The 15,828-nt window shown below is 62.0% G+C and carries 15 protein-coding genes, 1 tRNA gene and 1 pseudogene; 6 read left to right on the top strand and 11 right to left on the bottom strand.

Translation table 11 applies throughout. The features are described from left to right. Window positions 1–353 precede the first annotated feature (353 nt). The gene (locus tag PHO31112_RS08465) at window positions 354–1,364 is read left to right on the top strand and encodes a serine/threonine protein kinase (protein ID WP_150620086.1); all 1,011 of its coding nucleotides are present in this window, start codon (window positions 354–356) and stop codon (window positions 1,362–1,364) included. 31 nt (window positions 1,365–1,395) lie between these two features. Here PHO31112_RS08465 and PHO31112_RS08460 read toward each other — a convergent pair whose 3' ends face one another. After that, window positions 1,396–1,854 carry a metal-dependent hydrolase gene (locus PHO31112_RS08460; RefSeq protein ID WP_150620085.1) on the bottom strand — a complete coding sequence of 153 codons (459 nt, stop codon included), beginning with the start codon at window positions 1,852–1,854 and terminating at the stop codon, window positions 1,396–1,398. Between the two features lie 267 nt (window positions 1,855–2,121). Here PHO31112_RS08460 and PHO31112_RS08455 point away from each other — a divergent pair, with 267 nt between their 5' ends. Further along, a complete protein-coding gene (locus PHO31112_RS08455; RefSeq protein ID WP_150620084.1) occupies window positions 2,122–2,850 on the top strand; it encodes a transporter in 729 nt (242 codons plus the stop codon). 68 nt (window positions 2,851–2,918) lie between these two features. Here PHO31112_RS08455 and PHO31112_RS08450 read toward each other — a convergent pair whose 3' ends face one another. The 8 genes from PHO31112_RS08450 to PHO31112_RS08415 all read right to left on the bottom strand — a co-directional run bounded on the left by PHO31112_RS08450 (window position 2,919) and on the right by PHO31112_RS08415 (window position 11,423). Continuing rightward, complete coding sequence (locus tag PHO31112_RS08450) at window positions 2,919–3,794, bottom strand: sugar phosphate isomerase/epimerase family protein (RefSeq protein WP_150620083.1); 876 nt, start codon at window positions 3,792–3,794, stop codon at window positions 2,919–2,921. Then, on the bottom strand, window positions 3,791–4,960 hold the full coding sequence (locus tag PHO31112_RS08445) for a dihydrodipicolinate synthase family protein (protein ID WP_150620082.1): 1,170 nt from the start codon (window positions 4,958–4,960) through the stop codon (window positions 3,791–3,793). The genes PHO31112_RS08450 and PHO31112_RS08445 overlap by 4 nt, the downstream gene beginning before the upstream one ends. Before the next feature lie 3 nt (window positions 4,961–4,963). Then, complete coding sequence (locus PHO31112_RS08440; RefSeq protein ID WP_150620081.1) at window positions 4,964–6,127, bottom strand: Gfo/Idh/MocA family protein; 1,164 nt, start codon at window positions 6,125–6,127, stop codon at window positions 4,964–4,966. 163 nt (window positions 6,128–6,290) lie between these two features. Continuing rightward, window positions 6,291–7,724: an enolase-like domain-containing protein gene (locus tag PHO31112_RS08435; RefSeq protein ID WP_150620080.1), complete on the bottom strand. Its 1,434-nt coding sequence runs from the start codon at window positions 7,722–7,724 to the stop codon at window positions 6,291–6,293. 79 nt (window positions 7,725–7,803) lie between these two features. Then, complete coding sequence (locus tag PHO31112_RS08430; protein WP_150620123.1) at window positions 7,804–8,583, bottom strand: ABC transporter ATP-binding protein; 780 nt, start codon at window positions 8,581–8,583, stop codon at window positions 7,804–7,806. Window positions 8,584–8,648: 65 nt separating this feature from the next. After that, complete coding sequence (locus PHO31112_RS08425; protein WP_217427016.1) at window positions 8,649–9,713, bottom strand: ABC transporter substrate-binding protein; 1,065 nt, start codon at window positions 9,711–9,713, stop codon at window positions 8,649–8,651. A 91-nt stretch (window positions 9,714–9,804) separates the two neighbouring features. Next, window positions 9,805–10,608 carry an ABC transporter permease gene (locus PHO31112_RS08420; RefSeq protein ID WP_150620079.1) on the bottom strand — a complete coding sequence of 268 codons (804 nt, stop codon included), beginning with the start codon at window positions 10,606–10,608 and terminating at the stop codon, window positions 9,805–9,807. 170 nt (window positions 10,609–10,778) lie between these two features. Next, window positions 10,779–11,423, bottom strand: a complete 645-nt coding sequence (locus PHO31112_RS08415) for a TetR/AcrR family transcriptional regulator (RefSeq protein ID WP_150620078.1) — start codon at window positions 11,421–11,423, stop codon at window positions 10,779–10,781. A 197-nt stretch (window positions 11,424–11,620) separates the two neighbouring features. On the opposite strand from PHO31112_RS08415, the gene PHO31112_RS08410 reads away from it, so the two are divergent. From PHO31112_RS08410 to PHO31112_RS08405, 3 genes and pseudogenes are all read left to right on the top strand, one after another. After that, window positions 11,621–11,697 (top strand) — tRNA-Met (locus PHO31112_RS08410). Window positions 11,698–11,921: 224 nt separating this feature from the next. After that, window positions 11,922–12,032 (top strand): annotated as a pseudogene (locus tag PHO31112_RS28145) (DHCW motif cupin fold protein); the annotation flags it as partial. 203 nt (window positions 12,033–12,235) lie between these two features. Then, window positions 12,236–12,796 carry a cysteine hydrolase family protein gene (locus tag PHO31112_RS08405; protein WP_246177866.1) on the top strand — a complete coding sequence of 187 codons (561 nt, stop codon included), beginning with the start codon at window positions 12,236–12,238 and terminating at the stop codon, window positions 12,794–12,796. A gap of 17 nt (window positions 12,797–12,813) precedes the next feature. Here PHO31112_RS08405 and PHO31112_RS08400 read toward each other — a convergent pair whose 3' ends face one another. Together PHO31112_RS08400 and PHO31112_RS08395 are read right to left on the bottom strand one after the other, a co-directional pair. After that, window positions 12,814–13,782, bottom strand: a complete 969-nt coding sequence (locus PHO31112_RS08400; protein WP_150620076.1) for a bifunctional helix-turn-helix transcriptional regulator/GNAT family N-acetyltransferase — start codon at window positions 13,780–13,782, stop codon at window positions 12,814–12,816. 123 nt (window positions 13,783–13,905) lie between these two features. Continuing rightward, window positions 13,906–15,246 carry an aminotransferase-like domain-containing protein gene (locus tag PHO31112_RS08395; protein ID WP_150620075.1) on the bottom strand — a complete coding sequence of 447 codons (1,341 nt, stop codon included), beginning with the start codon at window positions 15,244–15,246 and terminating at the stop codon, window positions 13,906–13,908. Between the two features lie 79 nt (window positions 15,247–15,325). On the opposite strand from PHO31112_RS08395, the gene PHO31112_RS08390 reads away from it, so the two are divergent. After that, on the top strand, window positions 15,326–15,811 hold the full coding sequence (locus PHO31112_RS08390; protein ID WP_150620074.1) for a PaaI family thioesterase: 486 nt from the start codon (window positions 15,326–15,328) through the stop codon (window positions 15,809–15,811). The last annotated feature ends 17 nt before the right edge of the window (window positions 15,812–15,828 follow it).

The raw sequence follows: 15,828 nt of genomic DNA, 5'->3' as shown, positions 1-15,828 counted from the left end.
CTGCATCAGCAGCAGAGAAGTGAGATTATGTCGCAGCTTCTCGTCGTCGTCAACAGTTTTTTTCGCTTTCTTCGCTCGTCGCCGTAGCAACTCGCAAGCCCCAAAACCCCTGACCACCGGGCTTTTCAGCCCGTCGCCCCATACCGCTTCGCCGCTTTCGCTGCGTCGCCGTCGTTGCGAGAGACGAGATAATAGTCACCTTCGACAAACTGCGCAAGCCCTTTGTGAAACTATTTTGAAAAACCAGCAAATTCCTGCGTTTCGCGCCCCCTGCGCGCCGCCCTCTCTAAATATAGAGAGAGACATCAGGCCGAACCAGCGTCAGCCCCACCGCCTTTGGCACAATAGCGGGCATGAACACCGATCTTTCCCCCAACGCCTCCGGGCACACGCATCCCTTCGCCACGCTCCTGCCCGACGTTGTCATCTCCGCCGTCGAACAATTAGGTAGCTACAGCGACGGACGTCTGCTCGCACTCAACAGTTACGAGAACCGCGTCTATCAGGTGGGGATGGAAGACGGCCCGCCCCTGATCGCCAAGTTCTACCGCCCCGAGCGCTGGACCGACGACGCCATTCTGGAGGAGCATGCCTTCACGCGAGCGCTCGCAGAGCGCGAGATCCCCGTCGTCGCCCCTCTGGAGATTCAGGGCAAGACCCTGCATCACTTCGAAGGCTTTCGCTTCGCGCTCTTCCCCCGGCGCGGCGGCCGCGCCCCTGAACTGCAAGATCCCGACACGCTCAACTGGCTCGGCCGCTTTCTCGGGCGCATCCACGCGCTCGGCGCCACCCAGCCGTTCCAGCACCGCCTCACCCTGAATATCGACAGCTACGGGCACGCCCCCGTCGACTATCTTTGGACGAACGACTTCATCCCGGCCGATCTGCGCGACGCCTGGCGCAGCATCGTCGACCTGGCGCTCGCCGGCATTGCCCGCGCCTACGAGCGTGCAGGGGACGTAACGCTGCTGCGCGTGCACGGCGACTGCCACGCCGGCAACATCTTGTGGACCGACGCCGGTCCGCACTTCGTCGATTTCGATGACACCTGCATGGCCCCGGCAATGCAGGATCTGTGGATGCTGCTCTCAGGCACGCGCCCCGAGATGACCGCCCAACTCGATGAAGTGCTCTCCGGCTACGAAGACTTTGCCGACTTCAACCCGCGCGAGTTGTATCTGACGGAAGCCTTGCGAACGCTGCGCCTGCTGCACTACAGCGCCTGGCTGGCCCGCCGCTGGGACGACCCCGCCTTTCCTGCCGCCTTCCCCTGGTTCAACACACAGCGCTATTGGCAGGACCGCGTCCTCGAGCTGCGCGAACAAGTCGCCCTCATGGACGAACCGCCGCTAACCTGGCGTTGATCCGTCCTCACACCCGCCATACCGCCCGCGCTCACCACCATCGCCACATGGTGAACGCGAGTGCGGCGGCAACGCACCACTCCGCAGCCGAGCCCGTCGTCACGTAAAGCGGCGAACGGAAACGCGTGCGCAGCGGCCAGCAAAGCGGCACCCCGGAGGGCGTGAGCCAGTCGGCCAGCAGATGAGACAAATAGCCGGCGCATAGCGCAATCATCCACGCGGGCACACGTCCCCATCCATGTAGGCAAGCCACGACCGCCAGCAGGGGCAGCAATAGCGAATGCGTCATGCCGCGATGCCCGAACACACCGGAAATCGCCAGCGAAAGCGGTGCGACACGGCGCCCCAACAGACTCTTTGGATGATCGATGTCGGGGAGCAACGCACCGACGAGTGTCAGCGGCCAGGCGTGGACGCTGGCGGCCCATCCGGTGCGATGCATCAGCCACGTTGCGCCGATACCGAATATGAGATGACTTCTGGCTTGCATGACAGACGGGAAGCGACGCGCGGGAATGTCTTGCACATCTGGGAAGGGGGGCCGAAGTCTATCACCGCACGGGCAATAGGCGCAGCCCCTTCATGCCATCGGCCGATCACACGGGGAGCGGGAGCGCAACGCTCCGGGCAAATAAATATCAATTACGCCACATTCGGCGCGATTCGATTGACGGTGTCATACCCACCCCGTACGATCCGATCCGCCCGACGGATTTCCAGACTTTCGTGCGAACGAACCGCCCTGCAGGAGTTTTTGATGAAGAAGTATCTGATCCTTGCCGCAGCCTTGGCGCCACTTGCCGCACAGGCCATGAACCCGCTCGTCACGGACGACACCGGCACGCAGGACACCGGAAACTGGCAGCTTGAGATGAGCAGCGAATGGACAACGCTGCAGACATCTCGCCAGCAACAATGGAGCAACACGCTGACATACGGCGTGCTGCCCAACCTCGATGTTGCGATCCAGGCGCCTTATCAACGCAATCGCCCCGACGGCGACGGCTGGACCAACGGCTTCTCCGACCTCCAGTTGCAAGCCAAATGGCGCTTCCTCGAAGGCGAACAATGGAGCCTCGGCCTGAAGCCCTTCGTCACATTGCCGACAGCCAGCCGGGAACGAGGTCTCGGCAACGGCCGCGCCACGACCGGAGCGAACCTGCTGATGCAATACAACCTCGATCGCTGGACGTTCCTCGCCAACGCAGGCTACACCTGGAACAACAACGGCGTCGGCAATCGGCAGAGCCTGTGGAACGCCTCCACGGCCGTGCTTTTCAGCGCGACGGATACGGTGCGTCTGGTGGCCGACATCGGCCTTGCGACCAATCCAGACGCCACCACCAAAACGAAACCGGCCTACGCGCTGGTCGGCGCGATCTACAGCCCCACCAAGGATCTCGATCTGGATGTCGGCTACAAACGCGGCCTGAATCCCGCGTCGATCTCACACTCGGTGCAGGCCGGCGTCACCCTGCGCTGGTAAGCGTCGCCCCCCGGCGGGCGGCCGCCCCGTGACACGGCAGCCGCCCCTCGTCACCTTCCCCCCACGAATCAACAACACGCGAGATGGCGTGCTTTGCAAGTCGCCAGCACCTCGTCGGGCGGACGCTTCCACCAATCCTGCGACGAGAAGATCTCGACTTCGTGCATGCCGTCGTATCCCTGCGCTTCGACGAGTGCCCGAGCGGCGGGAATATCGATGACGCCGTCGCCCATCATGCCGCGATCGAGGAGCAGGTCCCGCGTCGGCACGAGCCAGTCGCAGAGATGAAACGTCAGTAGCCGTTTCTTTCCCGCCCGGGCGATCTGCGCGGGTAACTGCGGGTCCCACCACACGTGATACAGGTCGACAGCGATGCCCAGCCCGTCGTCGCCCAGTTCGTCGCAGAGATCGTTGGCGTGCGTCATCGTATTCACACATGCCCGGTCGGCCGCGTACATCGGATGCAGTGGCTCGATGGCCAACGGCATCCCGACGCCGCGCGAATAGTCCAGCAACTCGGCAACACCATCGCGCACCTGTGCCCGCGCGCCCGCAATGTCCTTCGATCCGGCCGGCAGTCCGCCGACCACGAGCACCAGACACTGCGCGCCGACAGTCAGCGCTTCATCGACCGCGCGCCGGTTGTCGTCTCGCGCGGCCAGGCGTCCGGCCGCGTCCGCCGCGGGAAACATGCCCCCTCGGCAGTATCCGGTGACGGTCAGGTCATGCGCGCGAATGCGCCGGGCGGTTTCCGCGAGTCCCAACTCCGCCACCTGATCGCGCCACGGTGAGATGCCACGAATGCCATGCCGTGCGATGCCGTCGATGATGGCGTCGAGCTTCCACTGCTGGCGCACCGTCGCCGTGTTGATCGACAGCTTCTGCGCTGGCGGCGGCACATAGGGCGACACAGACGTCACCACGTCACGCGCCCCGGCGCTCATGCCTCCACCCCGTTCACGGCGAGCCAGAGCTTCATACGATACGCCGCCAACGCTGGATCTTCGATCAGTTGCGCGGCCGTAGCCAGACGGAACAACTCGCAGTAATGCCAGAGACTGCGCGCACTTTGCTGGCCGCCGATCATGGCGAAGTGATCCTGATGACCGTTGAGCCACGCCATGAAGACCACCCCCGACTTATAAAACCGCGTCGGTGCGGCGAAGATATGGCGCGACAACGGCACGGTCGGCGCCAGAATCGCGTCGAAGGTCTCACGATCGCCGCACCCAAGCGCGTCGAGGGCTGCCGACGCCGCCGGTGCAATCGCATCGAAGATGCCCAGCAACGCGTCCGAATAGCCCTGCGCGTCGCCCGCAATCAACTCCGCGTAGTTGAAGTCGTCGCCCGTATACATACGCACCCCCGGCGGCAAGCGCCGGCGCATGGCGATCTCCTTGTCCTTGTCGAGCAACGAAATCTTGATGCCGTCGACTTTCGCGGGTTGTGCCTCGATGACTTGCAGACAGATATCCGTCGCACGATCGAGATCGCGATGCCCCCAGTAACCCGTCAGCGCCGGGTCGAACATGTCGCCAAGCCAATGCAGAATCACCGGCTCGCGCACTTGGCGCAATATCCGCTCATACACGCGCAGGTAGTCTTCCGGCCCCTTGGCCACGGCGGCCAGTGCCCGGCTTGCCATCAGGATGATCCGGCCGCCGGCCGCTTCCACCGCCTCGACCTGCGTCTCGTAAGCGCGAATCACATCGTCGAGCGTGAGGCCTGCTGCTGGCACCAGATGATCGGTGCCCGCGCCGCACGCCATCAGCGCGCCGGGATGATGCTTCGCTTGCGCCACGCTGCGACGTATCAATTCAAGCGACGTCGGCCAGTCGAGTCCCATGCCGCGCTGCGCCGTGTCCATGGCCTCGGCCACGCCGAGACCCAGCGAAAACAGCCGCTCCCGGTAAGCCAGCGTGGCATCCCAGTCGACGGCGGCGGTTAGCCAGGGATCGGCCGTCGATCGGGCATCCGCCACGACATGGGCGGCGGAAAAGGCGATGCGATTCATCTTCGGCGACGGGTTCGGATGCCACGTGCGTTCGGTACGCACGGTGAATGGCACGAGATGCCCGTCGCGATCGATCAGCTTGAGTGTCGGCGCCATGACTCACGCTCCTTCCCGGCCAGACAGCTCCGGCACATCGAGCCAGCGGCGCTCACGCCAGCTTTGCAGCCCAAGCTCCACGAGTTGCACGCCCTTGGCGCCTTCGAGCAGGTTCCATCTGAAATCACCCTCGCCCGCAACGTGACGCAGGAACAGTTCCCACTGCACCTTGAACGCGTTGTCGTAGGGGGTCGTGTCGGGCACCTTGACCCAGTCGTCGAAGAAATCGTGCGTCTGACGAACATCCGGATTCCACACGGGCTTGGGCGTGTTCACGCGCGATTGCGTCCAGCAGTCGGTAAGCCCAGCGACAGCCGAGCCGTGCGTGCCGTCCACCTGGAACGTGACGAGATCGTCGCGACGCACACGCACGCACCACGAACTGTTCAACTGCACGATCACGCCGTTCTCGAGTTCGAACGTCGCATAGGCGGCGTCGTCGGCCGTGGCCTTGTACGGCTTGCCCTGCTCGTCCCAGCGCTGTGGAATATGCGTGGCGCCCAGGCAAGACAGGCTCTTGACCTTGCCGAAGACGTTATCGAGCACGTAGCGCCAGTGACACAGCATGTCGAGAATGATGCCCCCGCCATCTTCGCTGCGGTAGTTCCACGACGGCCGCTGCGTCGGTTGCAGATCTCCCTCGAATACCCAATAGCCAAACTCACCGCGCACGGACAGCACCTGCCCGAAGAAGCCCGCGTCGTTGAGGAGTTGCAGCTTGCGCAGCCCCGGCAACCAGAGTTTGTCCTGCACCACGCCGTGCTTGACGCCTGCGGCTTGCGCCGCGCGGTACAGATCCAGCGCTTCGGCCAGATTCGTCGCGACGGGCTTCTCGCAATAGATGTGCTTGCCTGCCTTCACGGCACGCTTGAGCAACGCCGGACGCGCCTGTGTCGTCGCGGCATCGAAGAACACGGTGTCGTCGGGGTTGGCGAGCGCCTCGTCCAGATTCGCGCTCCAGCGCTCGATACCGTACTGACGCGCGAGCGCGGCAATCTTCTCGGCGTTGCGTCCGACCAGAATCGGATCGGGCATGAGACGGTCGCCGTTGGCAAGCGTCACGCCCCCTTGTTTGCGTATCTCCACGATGGAGCGGATCAGGTGCTGATTCATGCCCATGCGACCGGTCACGCCGTGCATGATGATGCCGATTCGAAGCGTTGCCATTACGTAATCTCCTGTGACTTCCCTTGTAACGATGCCCTATCGATTCGTCGTCGATGCGTGGATGTCCGGGGCCGGTCATCGAAGCCGACGGACGGAATTAAAATTTCGTATACCTAATTGTCTGATGTGAATTCCGGCATCTGCTTGCCGCATCGTGCATGCATCAGTGCACCGGCATCTCCCGAAGCGCCGCCCAATCCGGCATGGCGTTCGACGCGAACCCCTCGCCGTAGAGATCGCCCAACGCGATCTCCCCCTCGTTCACACGCAATCCCATCGCGCCCGCGCCCTGTCCGGCCTGCCATGTGTAGAGCGCCGGATGACGGTGCACGAACGCTCGCTGTTCTTCCTCGTGCACGCCTGGCATCCCGGCGACATAGTGGTGCCCGTTACGCTCGATGTGCGTCACCCCCAACAGCGCGGCCAGCGCGAGATCCTGTTGCACGGCAAGTCCCGCCTGGCATGTCAGATCTTCCGCCGTCATGAAGTAACGACGCACCCCCGCCTGCGAGTTCCAGAGTTCGCACCGCGCGCGGTTGATCAGCGACTTGTAGAGCCCCTTGCAGCTCTTGCTCGACACCGCGCGATATCCGAGCGCCTTGGCGGCGACAAAGGCGTCGAGCGTCTCGCCGGATTCGTCGATCATCATCGGCACAGCGCTGGCGAGCGGCCCCAGCGGGTGACGCAATGCCACGCTGCGTGCCAGCGGTTGTTCCACATAGCGCACCCGGCGCACCAGATCGCTCAGTCGCGCATCTCGCTCCATCGATCGCCAGAAAGCGAGAAACGTGCTGGCCTGGGCATACTGCTCGTTGCCGTCGAGGGTGACGCGATAATCCGGACAGTGTTGCCCCAGCAGCGAAGCGATGGCCGTGAGACGTTCGCGATCCTGCTGCGCATCGCCGCCGAGCTTGATCTTGAATTCGCGCGGCCGATAGCGGCGCACCACGGCGTCCAGCGTCGCGGGCAGTCCGTCGTCGGGTAGATCCGCACCGCCGTCATCGGCGAGAACGTCAGCCATACCCACCGTGTGACGCAACGCCAGCGCACGCATCGGCCGGAGATCGGTCAACATGGCGTCGAAATCGAAGCCGTCGAGATCGGGAGCCAGTGGCGTGTGACGCAGGCCGGGGACGTTGCGCTGCATGGCGTCGAAAAACGAGATCCCTAACGCGCGGCATAGGCCATCGAGTGCCGCCTTGTCGATCAGCGCAAGCCCGAACGACGCCACGAGCGGATTCAGTCCGAGCGCCGCCCCCGCCTGAAGTTGCGCCGGATACTGCCGCTCGAAGCGGGCGAAGGCAGTTGCCGGTGCATTGGCTTCCAGCGCCAAACGCCTTGCGAGGCGAAGCGACTCACGCAGTTGCCCGGTGTTCTGCGCTTGCGAGAGTTCCGGCGATTTGTCGAACCATTTCGGCACCATCAGCTCGGCAGTCGCGCCCACGGCTTCGTGACCGCCCGGCAGCCGCACGCCCACGCGCACGAAGGCCTGCGTCGCGTGCCGCAACGTGACCGCGCCGAACCGAAACGGTAGCCGCAGCGCGACGTCGCGTTCGAACAATTCGCAAAACGTTAGGGTGAGCGATACCGCTGACATACGTCAGTCCCCAAAAAAAACGCATTAACTCGAAGTCGCCGGAAGGCAACCATTGCGATGCGGGCGCTGCCCGCCGGCATCACTCGTCGAGATTCCCCTGCGCGTAAAAGTGCGAGCGGATCTGACGCGTGAGACGTGCGAACTCCGGATCGCCCATGACGTCGAGCCCTCGCGGACGCGGCAGCTTTACGTCGTAAATCGCCGCAATGCTGCCCGGACGCTCCGACATCACCACCACACGATCCGACAGGAACACCGCCTCCGGAATGCTGTGTGTGATGAGCAGCACGGTCTTGCCCGTGGAGAGCCAGATGCGTTGCAACTCCAGGTTCATCTTTTCGCGCGTCATGGCGTCGAGCGCGCCGAACGGCTCGTCCATGAGCAGGATCTTGGGATCGTGCACGAGCGCTCGGCAAATCGCGGCGCGTTGCTGCATGCCTCCCGAGAGCTGCCAGGGCAGCTTGTGCGCAAAGTCCGTCAGACCGGCCATCTCGATCAGCGCCTTCGCGCGCGACAGATACGTGGCCCGATCGAGCTTGCGCACTTCGATCTGCAACATGATGTTCGACAGAATGTCGCGCCACGCGAGGAGCACCGCACTCTGGAAGACCATGCCGATGTCGTCCGGTGGTCCGTTCACGGGTTTGCCGTTGACGAGCAATTGCCCTTCCGACGCCGGCAGCAACCCGGCGGCAATCTTCAGCAACGTGCTCTTGCCGCAGCCGCTGGGGCCGACGATCGATACGAACTCGCCGGGTGCGACATCGAGCGACACCGGATTGAGCGAGCGCACCGAACCCTCTTTCGTTTCATACGTCTTCGCAATGCCGTCGAAACGGATCATCGGGTCCGGACGCATCCGAGGCTCGGGAATGTTGCCGGGCGCCGCCGACAACGCCGTCAGCACGCTTTCTACTGGGCGGTTCATTTCGGCAGCAACTCCAACGTGTAGTAGTCCTCGGCCTTGCCGGCGGTTGCGCCATCGACACCACCATACTTGACCATCAGGTCGAGCGTCGCGGCCATGTCTTTCGAATCGAAGCGCAGCGGCGGTAAATTCTGCGTGCTGGCGGTATGCAGCAGCGGAATCGTTGCCTCCCAGCTCTTGGCGAGCGTTTCCGGCTTGCCGGCCTTCGCATTGATCTTGAGCATGGCGTTCACGGCGTCTTGCGGCGACTGCGTGGCGGCCTGCACCGACTTCGTCGCCGCGCGCAGGAAACGGCGCAGCAAGTCGGGGTTCGACTTCACCATTTCCTTGCGCGCAATGATGCCGCCATTCAACGGATTGACGCCCGCATCGGCGAACAACAACGCCCGCACCGGCTTGCCCGTGATTTCTTCGATGATCGGCTTCTGGTCGTTCACGTTGCCCAGCAACAGATCGGCACGGCCATTGACCACCGCGTTGCGCTTGGTCGCGGCGTCGCCCGAAACCGCCTTGTAGTCCGCGTCACCGAGATGATTCGCCTTGAGATAGACGGGCCAGAGTTGGGAAAGCGAATCGCCGGGTGTCATCGCGACGGTGCGGCCCTTGATGTCGGCAGGTTTGACGATGTTCTTCTCGGCGAAGCCCATCACCGACGCCGGACTCTTTTGCAACATCACACCGACCGTCACCACCGGCGCGCCCTTCGCGGCCGCCTTGATCATGGTGCTGACGTCCGCGTAGCCAAGCGTCGTCGACCCCGCCGCCACGGCTTGCACGGTGACGGCCGAGCCGCGTCCCTCCTGTATGTCGAGATCGATGTTCTCCGCGGCGAAATAACCGCGTTCGACGCCAAGGTAGAACGGCGCATGCTCGCCGTAGGTGTACCAGTTGAGCATCAGCGTGACTTTGTCCCGCGCTTGCGCCGGCGAGGCCATGCCGAGCGCGATCACCACGCAAGTCGCGACTACCCCGACCGTGCGGGTGAGGCGTGCGAGGAACATGGGGGTTGCGACCGATACCCGTCGCGGCACACCACCGCGCCGCGCTTCCATTCGAATCATGCCAGTCTCCTTATGTCGTTCTTCTTACGGGGGATGAGACGAGCCGCGCGCGAGCTGCGTCACGCAACGGCGTAATTCGGTGACGTTGCGCTCAGGGGCTGACGTAGTAGTCGTCGCGATGCGAGGCGTGCCAGGGAATCATCACCCGCTCGACCCTGTCGACGAGCACGAACAGCACCACGCCGACGAGCGAGAGCAGAATGAGTGCCGCGAACATCAGCGGCAGATCGAAGTTGCCGTTGGCCACTTGCAGCACGTAGCCGATGCCGGAGTTGGCCCCGACGAACTCGCCGACGACGGCACCGACCACGGCCAGCGTGACCGACACCTTGAGTCCGCTGAAGATGCTGGGCATGGCGAACGGCAGGCTGATCTTGAGGAATGTCTGCAAGCGGCTCGCCTTCATCGAACGCACCAGATCGATCATGTCGCGGTCGACGGACTTGAACCCCATGACCGTCGATACGACGACAGGGAAGAAGCCGAGCAGAAACGCGGTGACGATTTTCGGCACGATGCCGAAGCCGAACCAAACCACGAGCAACGGTGCGATGGCGATCTTCGGAATCGATTGCGAGAAGACAAGCAGCGGGTAGACATAGCTCTCGACGAGCCGGGAATACGCGATAAGCATCGCGAGCGGCACGCCGATCAGCGCCGAGAGGAGAAAACCACCCACGGTGGCATACGTCGTCACCAGCGTCTCGCGCCAAAGCTTGGGCCAGTCGGTAATGAGCTGACGAATGACGACCAGCGGATCGGGAACGAGATACGGCTTGATTTGGAAGAGCTGAATGGTCAGTTCCCAGCCGATGACGATCAACGCGATCAGGGCAATGGGCCTGAACGCACGAGACTCGAATACCTTACGAACCAACGGTGTCGCTTGCGCCATGAGTTGTCTCCATCCTTGGCGAGGTACGGGCCGGTCGTGTTCGGGATCAAGTCTCGGACATCGCCGGCGAATTGGATATGCGCGGTGCGTCTTCTTCGTTTTTTGTTACCAACTGGTTAATTATCTTAGGCAGGCGATATTCGACTGTCAACGGGGAATCTCGTAAAAAATCAGCCGATCAGTAGATACCCCAAGACCATGTCGATCATGTGCTGGAGACGCTCGAGTCGCGCCTTGGGTGTAGACAGATCGCGTCCGAACACGGTGCACAGCGTGGCGTTGTTCGAGAGGTAAAAGTAGCCAAGTGCCGCGATGGAGATATAGAGCTGAAGCGGATCGACGCCGCCACGGAAGAGCTTCTCCCGATGACCGCGCGCGAGAATTTCGCCGAGGGTGTCGATAAGCGGCGAGTTCAGCGAACGGATGTCGTTCGAGCGGCGCAAATGCTGCGCGTGGTAAAGGTTTTCGCTATTCAGCAGCGAGAGAAACTCGGGATGTGCGAGGTAGTACTCCCAGGTGAACGTCACCAATGCGCGAATGGCATCGATGGGCGGAAGATCGAGCAGGCGCAGTTCGGCTTCTGCATCTCGAATGCCGCGATAGGTGTCCTCCATCACGGCAAGGAACAGCTCGTCTTTGTTCTTGAAGTAGTAATAAAGCATGCGCTTGTTGGAGCCGGCGCGCTCGGCGATGGCCTCCACACGGGCGCCTTCGTAGCCGCGCAAGGAGAATTCGTCGCGTGCGGCAGTGAGGATCTGGGCCCGTGTGCGATCGCGATTTCTGGTGATCCGTCCCACTTGAGTGTCATTCGTCATGGATAGCTATAATTAACCAATTGGTAACACAAATACTAAACCGGCAGATTCTACAAGTGAAGATCCCCACAAGAAGTGCGCGCGCAAGACGCTGAGAAAATGCACGCCTCGCGCATGTTTGCTGGGGAGTCCATAAAACAAATGTCATAAATGCTTGACACAATGCACAGAATACCCGTATTATTCATTTCTTCAGACGCGGGGTGGAGCAGTCTGGCAGCTCGTCGGGCTCATAACCCGAAGGTCACAGGTTCAAATCCTGTCCCCGCAACCAAGATTCAGGAAAAGCCTTGATTTCATAGCGAAATCAAGGCTTTTTTGCTTTCTGGACGGTGCTACGCACGAGCGATGTCGGCGCCTATCCGAGAACGCTGAATGGTCGCGAAGGGACGTTCGACATTGCCATATAGATCGCTGACAATTTACTCGGCAATCGCTTAGCAACATCACCAGGGAGAGACGGCATGAAAATGAACGCATTTGCGTTTGGCACGACAAACTGGGCGGAAGTTCGTTTTAACGGCCGGCATGAGTTATCAAGTTGGCGACAACGCTGAACCGCATCAGTCCTATACCAAGACAGGTGCCAAGCTTTTCATTGTTGACTGAACCGCAGAATACTGGTCGTTGGGATGGCATGAGGCGGGCACGCTCCGCCCCCGCCTTCAGGCAGCGAAGTCCGGCGCGGCCGTGATAGAGTCGGCCATCACTCTCTATCGCGTAGCCTTATGTCGCCTACCGCTGAACGTGGGTCCTCCGCCGATTCGACAGATCGCCAATCGAGCGTGGACAGTGCCGCCAGCGCACTCAGCATGATCATTTCCCCCGCGAAAACCGCACTTCTGGTCATGCACTACCAGACCGACATCATGGCGCTGTTCCCATCGGTCGCTCCCACATTGCTCGCCAACACCCGTCAGTTGTGCGACGCCGCTCGGGCAAGAAGCGTCGACGTCTATTTCGCGAAAATCCACTTCAGCCCAGGCTATCCGGAAGTCAGTCCGCTGAACCGGAACGGGCAAGGCATCAAGCAACTAGGTCTGTTCGTCGACGACCGGATCTCGCCCGAACTCGGCCAGCGGGCCGACGAGCCGCTCATCGTCGCGCATCGCGCCAGCGTGTTCTTCGGCACCGACCTGCAAGTTCGGCTCTCGGCGCGGGGAATCGATACCCTGATCATGGTGGGCATTGCCTCTACCGGCGTGATGCTGTCATCAATCGCGTATGCGAGCGATGCCGACTTCCGTTTGTTCACGGTCAAGGACTGTTGCTACGACCCCGATCAGATCGTGCACGATCATCTCTTTTCGACGGCGTTCGATTCGCGCACAACGGTACTTTCACTGGCCGACGCATTGGAGATGCTCGCGTAAGCCGCAGTTTTCGACACTCACCCGGCGCGCCGCCAGAACCGTTGCTCGACCACCTTGGTTCCCCATTGCTCGCCTTCGGATTCGTCGGTCAATCGAAAGCCGAACGACTCATACAGATGGCGAGCAGCATCCAACCCCTTGAATGTCCACAGGTAGGTCTCGCGAAAGCGTTCGTCGACGAAGCGCATCGCTCGCGACATCAATTGCCGTCCAACGCCGGAACCACGCAATGCATCGTCGACGATAAACCATCGCAAATGCGCGATGCCGGTTGCCATATTTCCATCGATGGCGAGCGACGCAAGCGTCCGGCCATTTTCGACGTAGCACCACAACGCCTTGCCGTCGGCCGGCAGCGCCCCTGCGAACTCGGCAAGCTCCGTGGCGACCTTCTTCTCGAAGAACGCACCGAATCCCCAATGTTCCGAGTAAAACCGGGCGTGCAAACTGGCAATGTCGCCGATGCAGCCCGGCTGATACCCTTGCACGATTTGCGCGGGCAACTCATCGTCATTCACGGCTTGGGCAGCATTGTCCTGCGCGAGCGCATCGGCGTATAACGCGAGAGACCGAACCAGCGCTTCCTGATCGGCCGGTACGATGCGTCGCAGCGCATTCGACACCTGATCCGTCGCAAAGCGGTCGATCTTCTTGCGGAGTCTCTGTCCCGCCTCCGTCAGATAGAGTTCAGACGCGCGCGCGTCTTCACTTGCCGTCACGCGCCTCACCAGACCGCCAGCCTCGAGCTTGGCGACCTGACGGCTCGTGTTCGATTTGTCCAGCCGGAGGATGTTACCGAGATCCTTGGCGGTGATTCCCGGCGCGGCGCCAATTTCGATGATCGCGTGCACCGCCGATGGCGCGAGATCGCTATCCGCCAAGGTCGTTCGCATGAAGCCCAGTTCACGAACCAATCTGCGAGAAAAGTCGCGGAGTTCCAGAATCTCCGCTTCGCGAGACTTACCGGGAAGATCGACAAGGTCCATGAGTCATCTCATAAAGGTTGCGAATCGCAACCAATATAGTTGCACCACGCAACTTATGCAACTCATGCAAGTTGGCGCATTCGCCGGAAATAGCACCTTCGACCGCGATCAAGCCGGCAGGACCTAGACGGGGACACGGTCAATCACCGAGCGAAGCGCGGTCAGCACAGGACCGACCTGCTCATACGGCATCGAACTCAGGCCGAGGCGAAGGGCATGCGGCGCGTGCCGGGTCGTGGCGTACGCCTGCGCTTTCGAGGCTGCAATGCCGTGTGCCGCGAGCGCGGACACCACCCGGTCCATGCGCACGCCTTCCGGCAGCTTCAACCAAAGGAACAGCGACGTCGGATACGCGATGATCTCCATGCCTTGCAGCGCTTCGCGAGCCACCCTCTGGCGGCGGCGGGCATCCTCGCGCTGGTATTGCTCCTGCCGCGCCACTGTGCCGTTGTCCAGCCAGCGCGTTGCGATAGCTGTGACAACGCTGGACAAGCTCCAGTGAGTCGCCCGGACCACGCGCTTGACCTGGGCCGCATGACTCGCCGGCGCGACGACGTAACCAAAACGCAAACCACTCGCCACGCTTTTCGACACACTCGATACGTAGAAGGTGCGCTCCGGTGCGAGCGTCACGATGGCCGGTGCGGCGTCCTCGGCCAGATAGGCATACGTTCCGTCTTCGATAATCAGGCAATCATGACGCCGTGCAATCGCCACCAGCCGACGGCGTTGCGCCGCACTCAGTACCCACCCGAGCGGATTGTGTAACGTAGGCATTGTGTAGATCGCACGGATGGCGCTGCGCCGGCATTCCGCCTCCAGCGCATCAAGATCCGGCCCGTCCGCCCCGTACGCGATGGGCTTCAATGTCAGCCCCATCAGCGCGGCCGCCATTTTGAAGCCGGGATAGGTCAACGCATCGACAGCGACCGCGTCGTTGGGATGCAGCGCGGTGCGCACCGCGACGTCCAATCCCTGTTGCGCACCGCCAACCAGAAAAACCCGCTCGGCGTCTGTCTGAATGCCTCGTTCCCGACACAAATACGCAACGACGCTGGCGCGCTCGTGAAGGCGGCCGCCCGGGGGGTGCTGGTGCATCAGCGCACTCAGGTCCCCGGCCATCGCCAGATCGCGCAGGGTAGTGCGCAACAAATCGCTCTGCCCGGCCCACAAGGGATGGTTGAACGACAGATCGACGGCGTTCGAACTCAACCGGGCCTCGTCATCCGCATCCCATTCCCGCTGAGACGGACGATCCCGGACAAAGGTACCGCGTCCGACCTCGCCGATCACTAGCCCGAGACGTTGCAGTTTCGCGTAGACCTTAGTGGCCGACGCAATCGCGATCCCGTTCTGCGCCGCGAGTTTGCGGTGAGTCGGCAACGCCGTGCCCGGCGGCAGCACGCCGCTCCGAATATCGCGGGAGATGCGCTCGACGATGGCTGACACAGATGAATTGGCCATGATTGCCTGTAGGACAATTTCTTGATTGTCTGATTCTAGGCGACGACACTGCGAACCACAAACACGCACGGGGAACGAGATGTCCGACGTATCGACGCCACTTCCGGTATTGCACTACCTGCAACGTCAGATCGCGGGAACGCTTCGCGAAGACGACAAGACACACATGCGCTACCCGACCGCCATCTCCCGATTGCTGGGCTTTCGAATCGTCGAAATCGGCGAGGCGCTGGCCGTCGTCGAATTGAATGCGCACGCGGAAATTCACGGCAATCAGCAGGGCACCGTGCACGGTGGGCTGCTATGCGAACTGGCAGACGCCGCTATCGGCACGGCCCATTCGACGCTCATGGTCGACGGTGAATCGTTCACCAGCATCGACCTGAAGGCGACCTTCTTGCGGCCTGTCTGGGATTCACGTCTGCTCGCCCGCGCGTGGGCGACGCATCGCGGCCGGACCGTCTCCCACTATCAGTGCGACATTCAGCGCGACGACGGCAAAGTGGTCGCGCGCGTCGACAGCGCAGTGATGACGTTGCGCGGAGACCACGCGAAGGGGCGATGAAGGGCCTGAGGGGCCTG

Source organism: Pandoraea horticolens, assembly GCF_902459555.1.
GTDB classification, from domain to species: Bacteria; Pseudomonadota; Gammaproteobacteria; order Burkholderiales; family Burkholderiaceae; genus Pandoraea; species Pandoraea horticolens.
The sequence above is the reverse complement of the archived record's forward strand: the minus strand, read 5'-3'. Positions and strand labels throughout refer to the sequence as shown.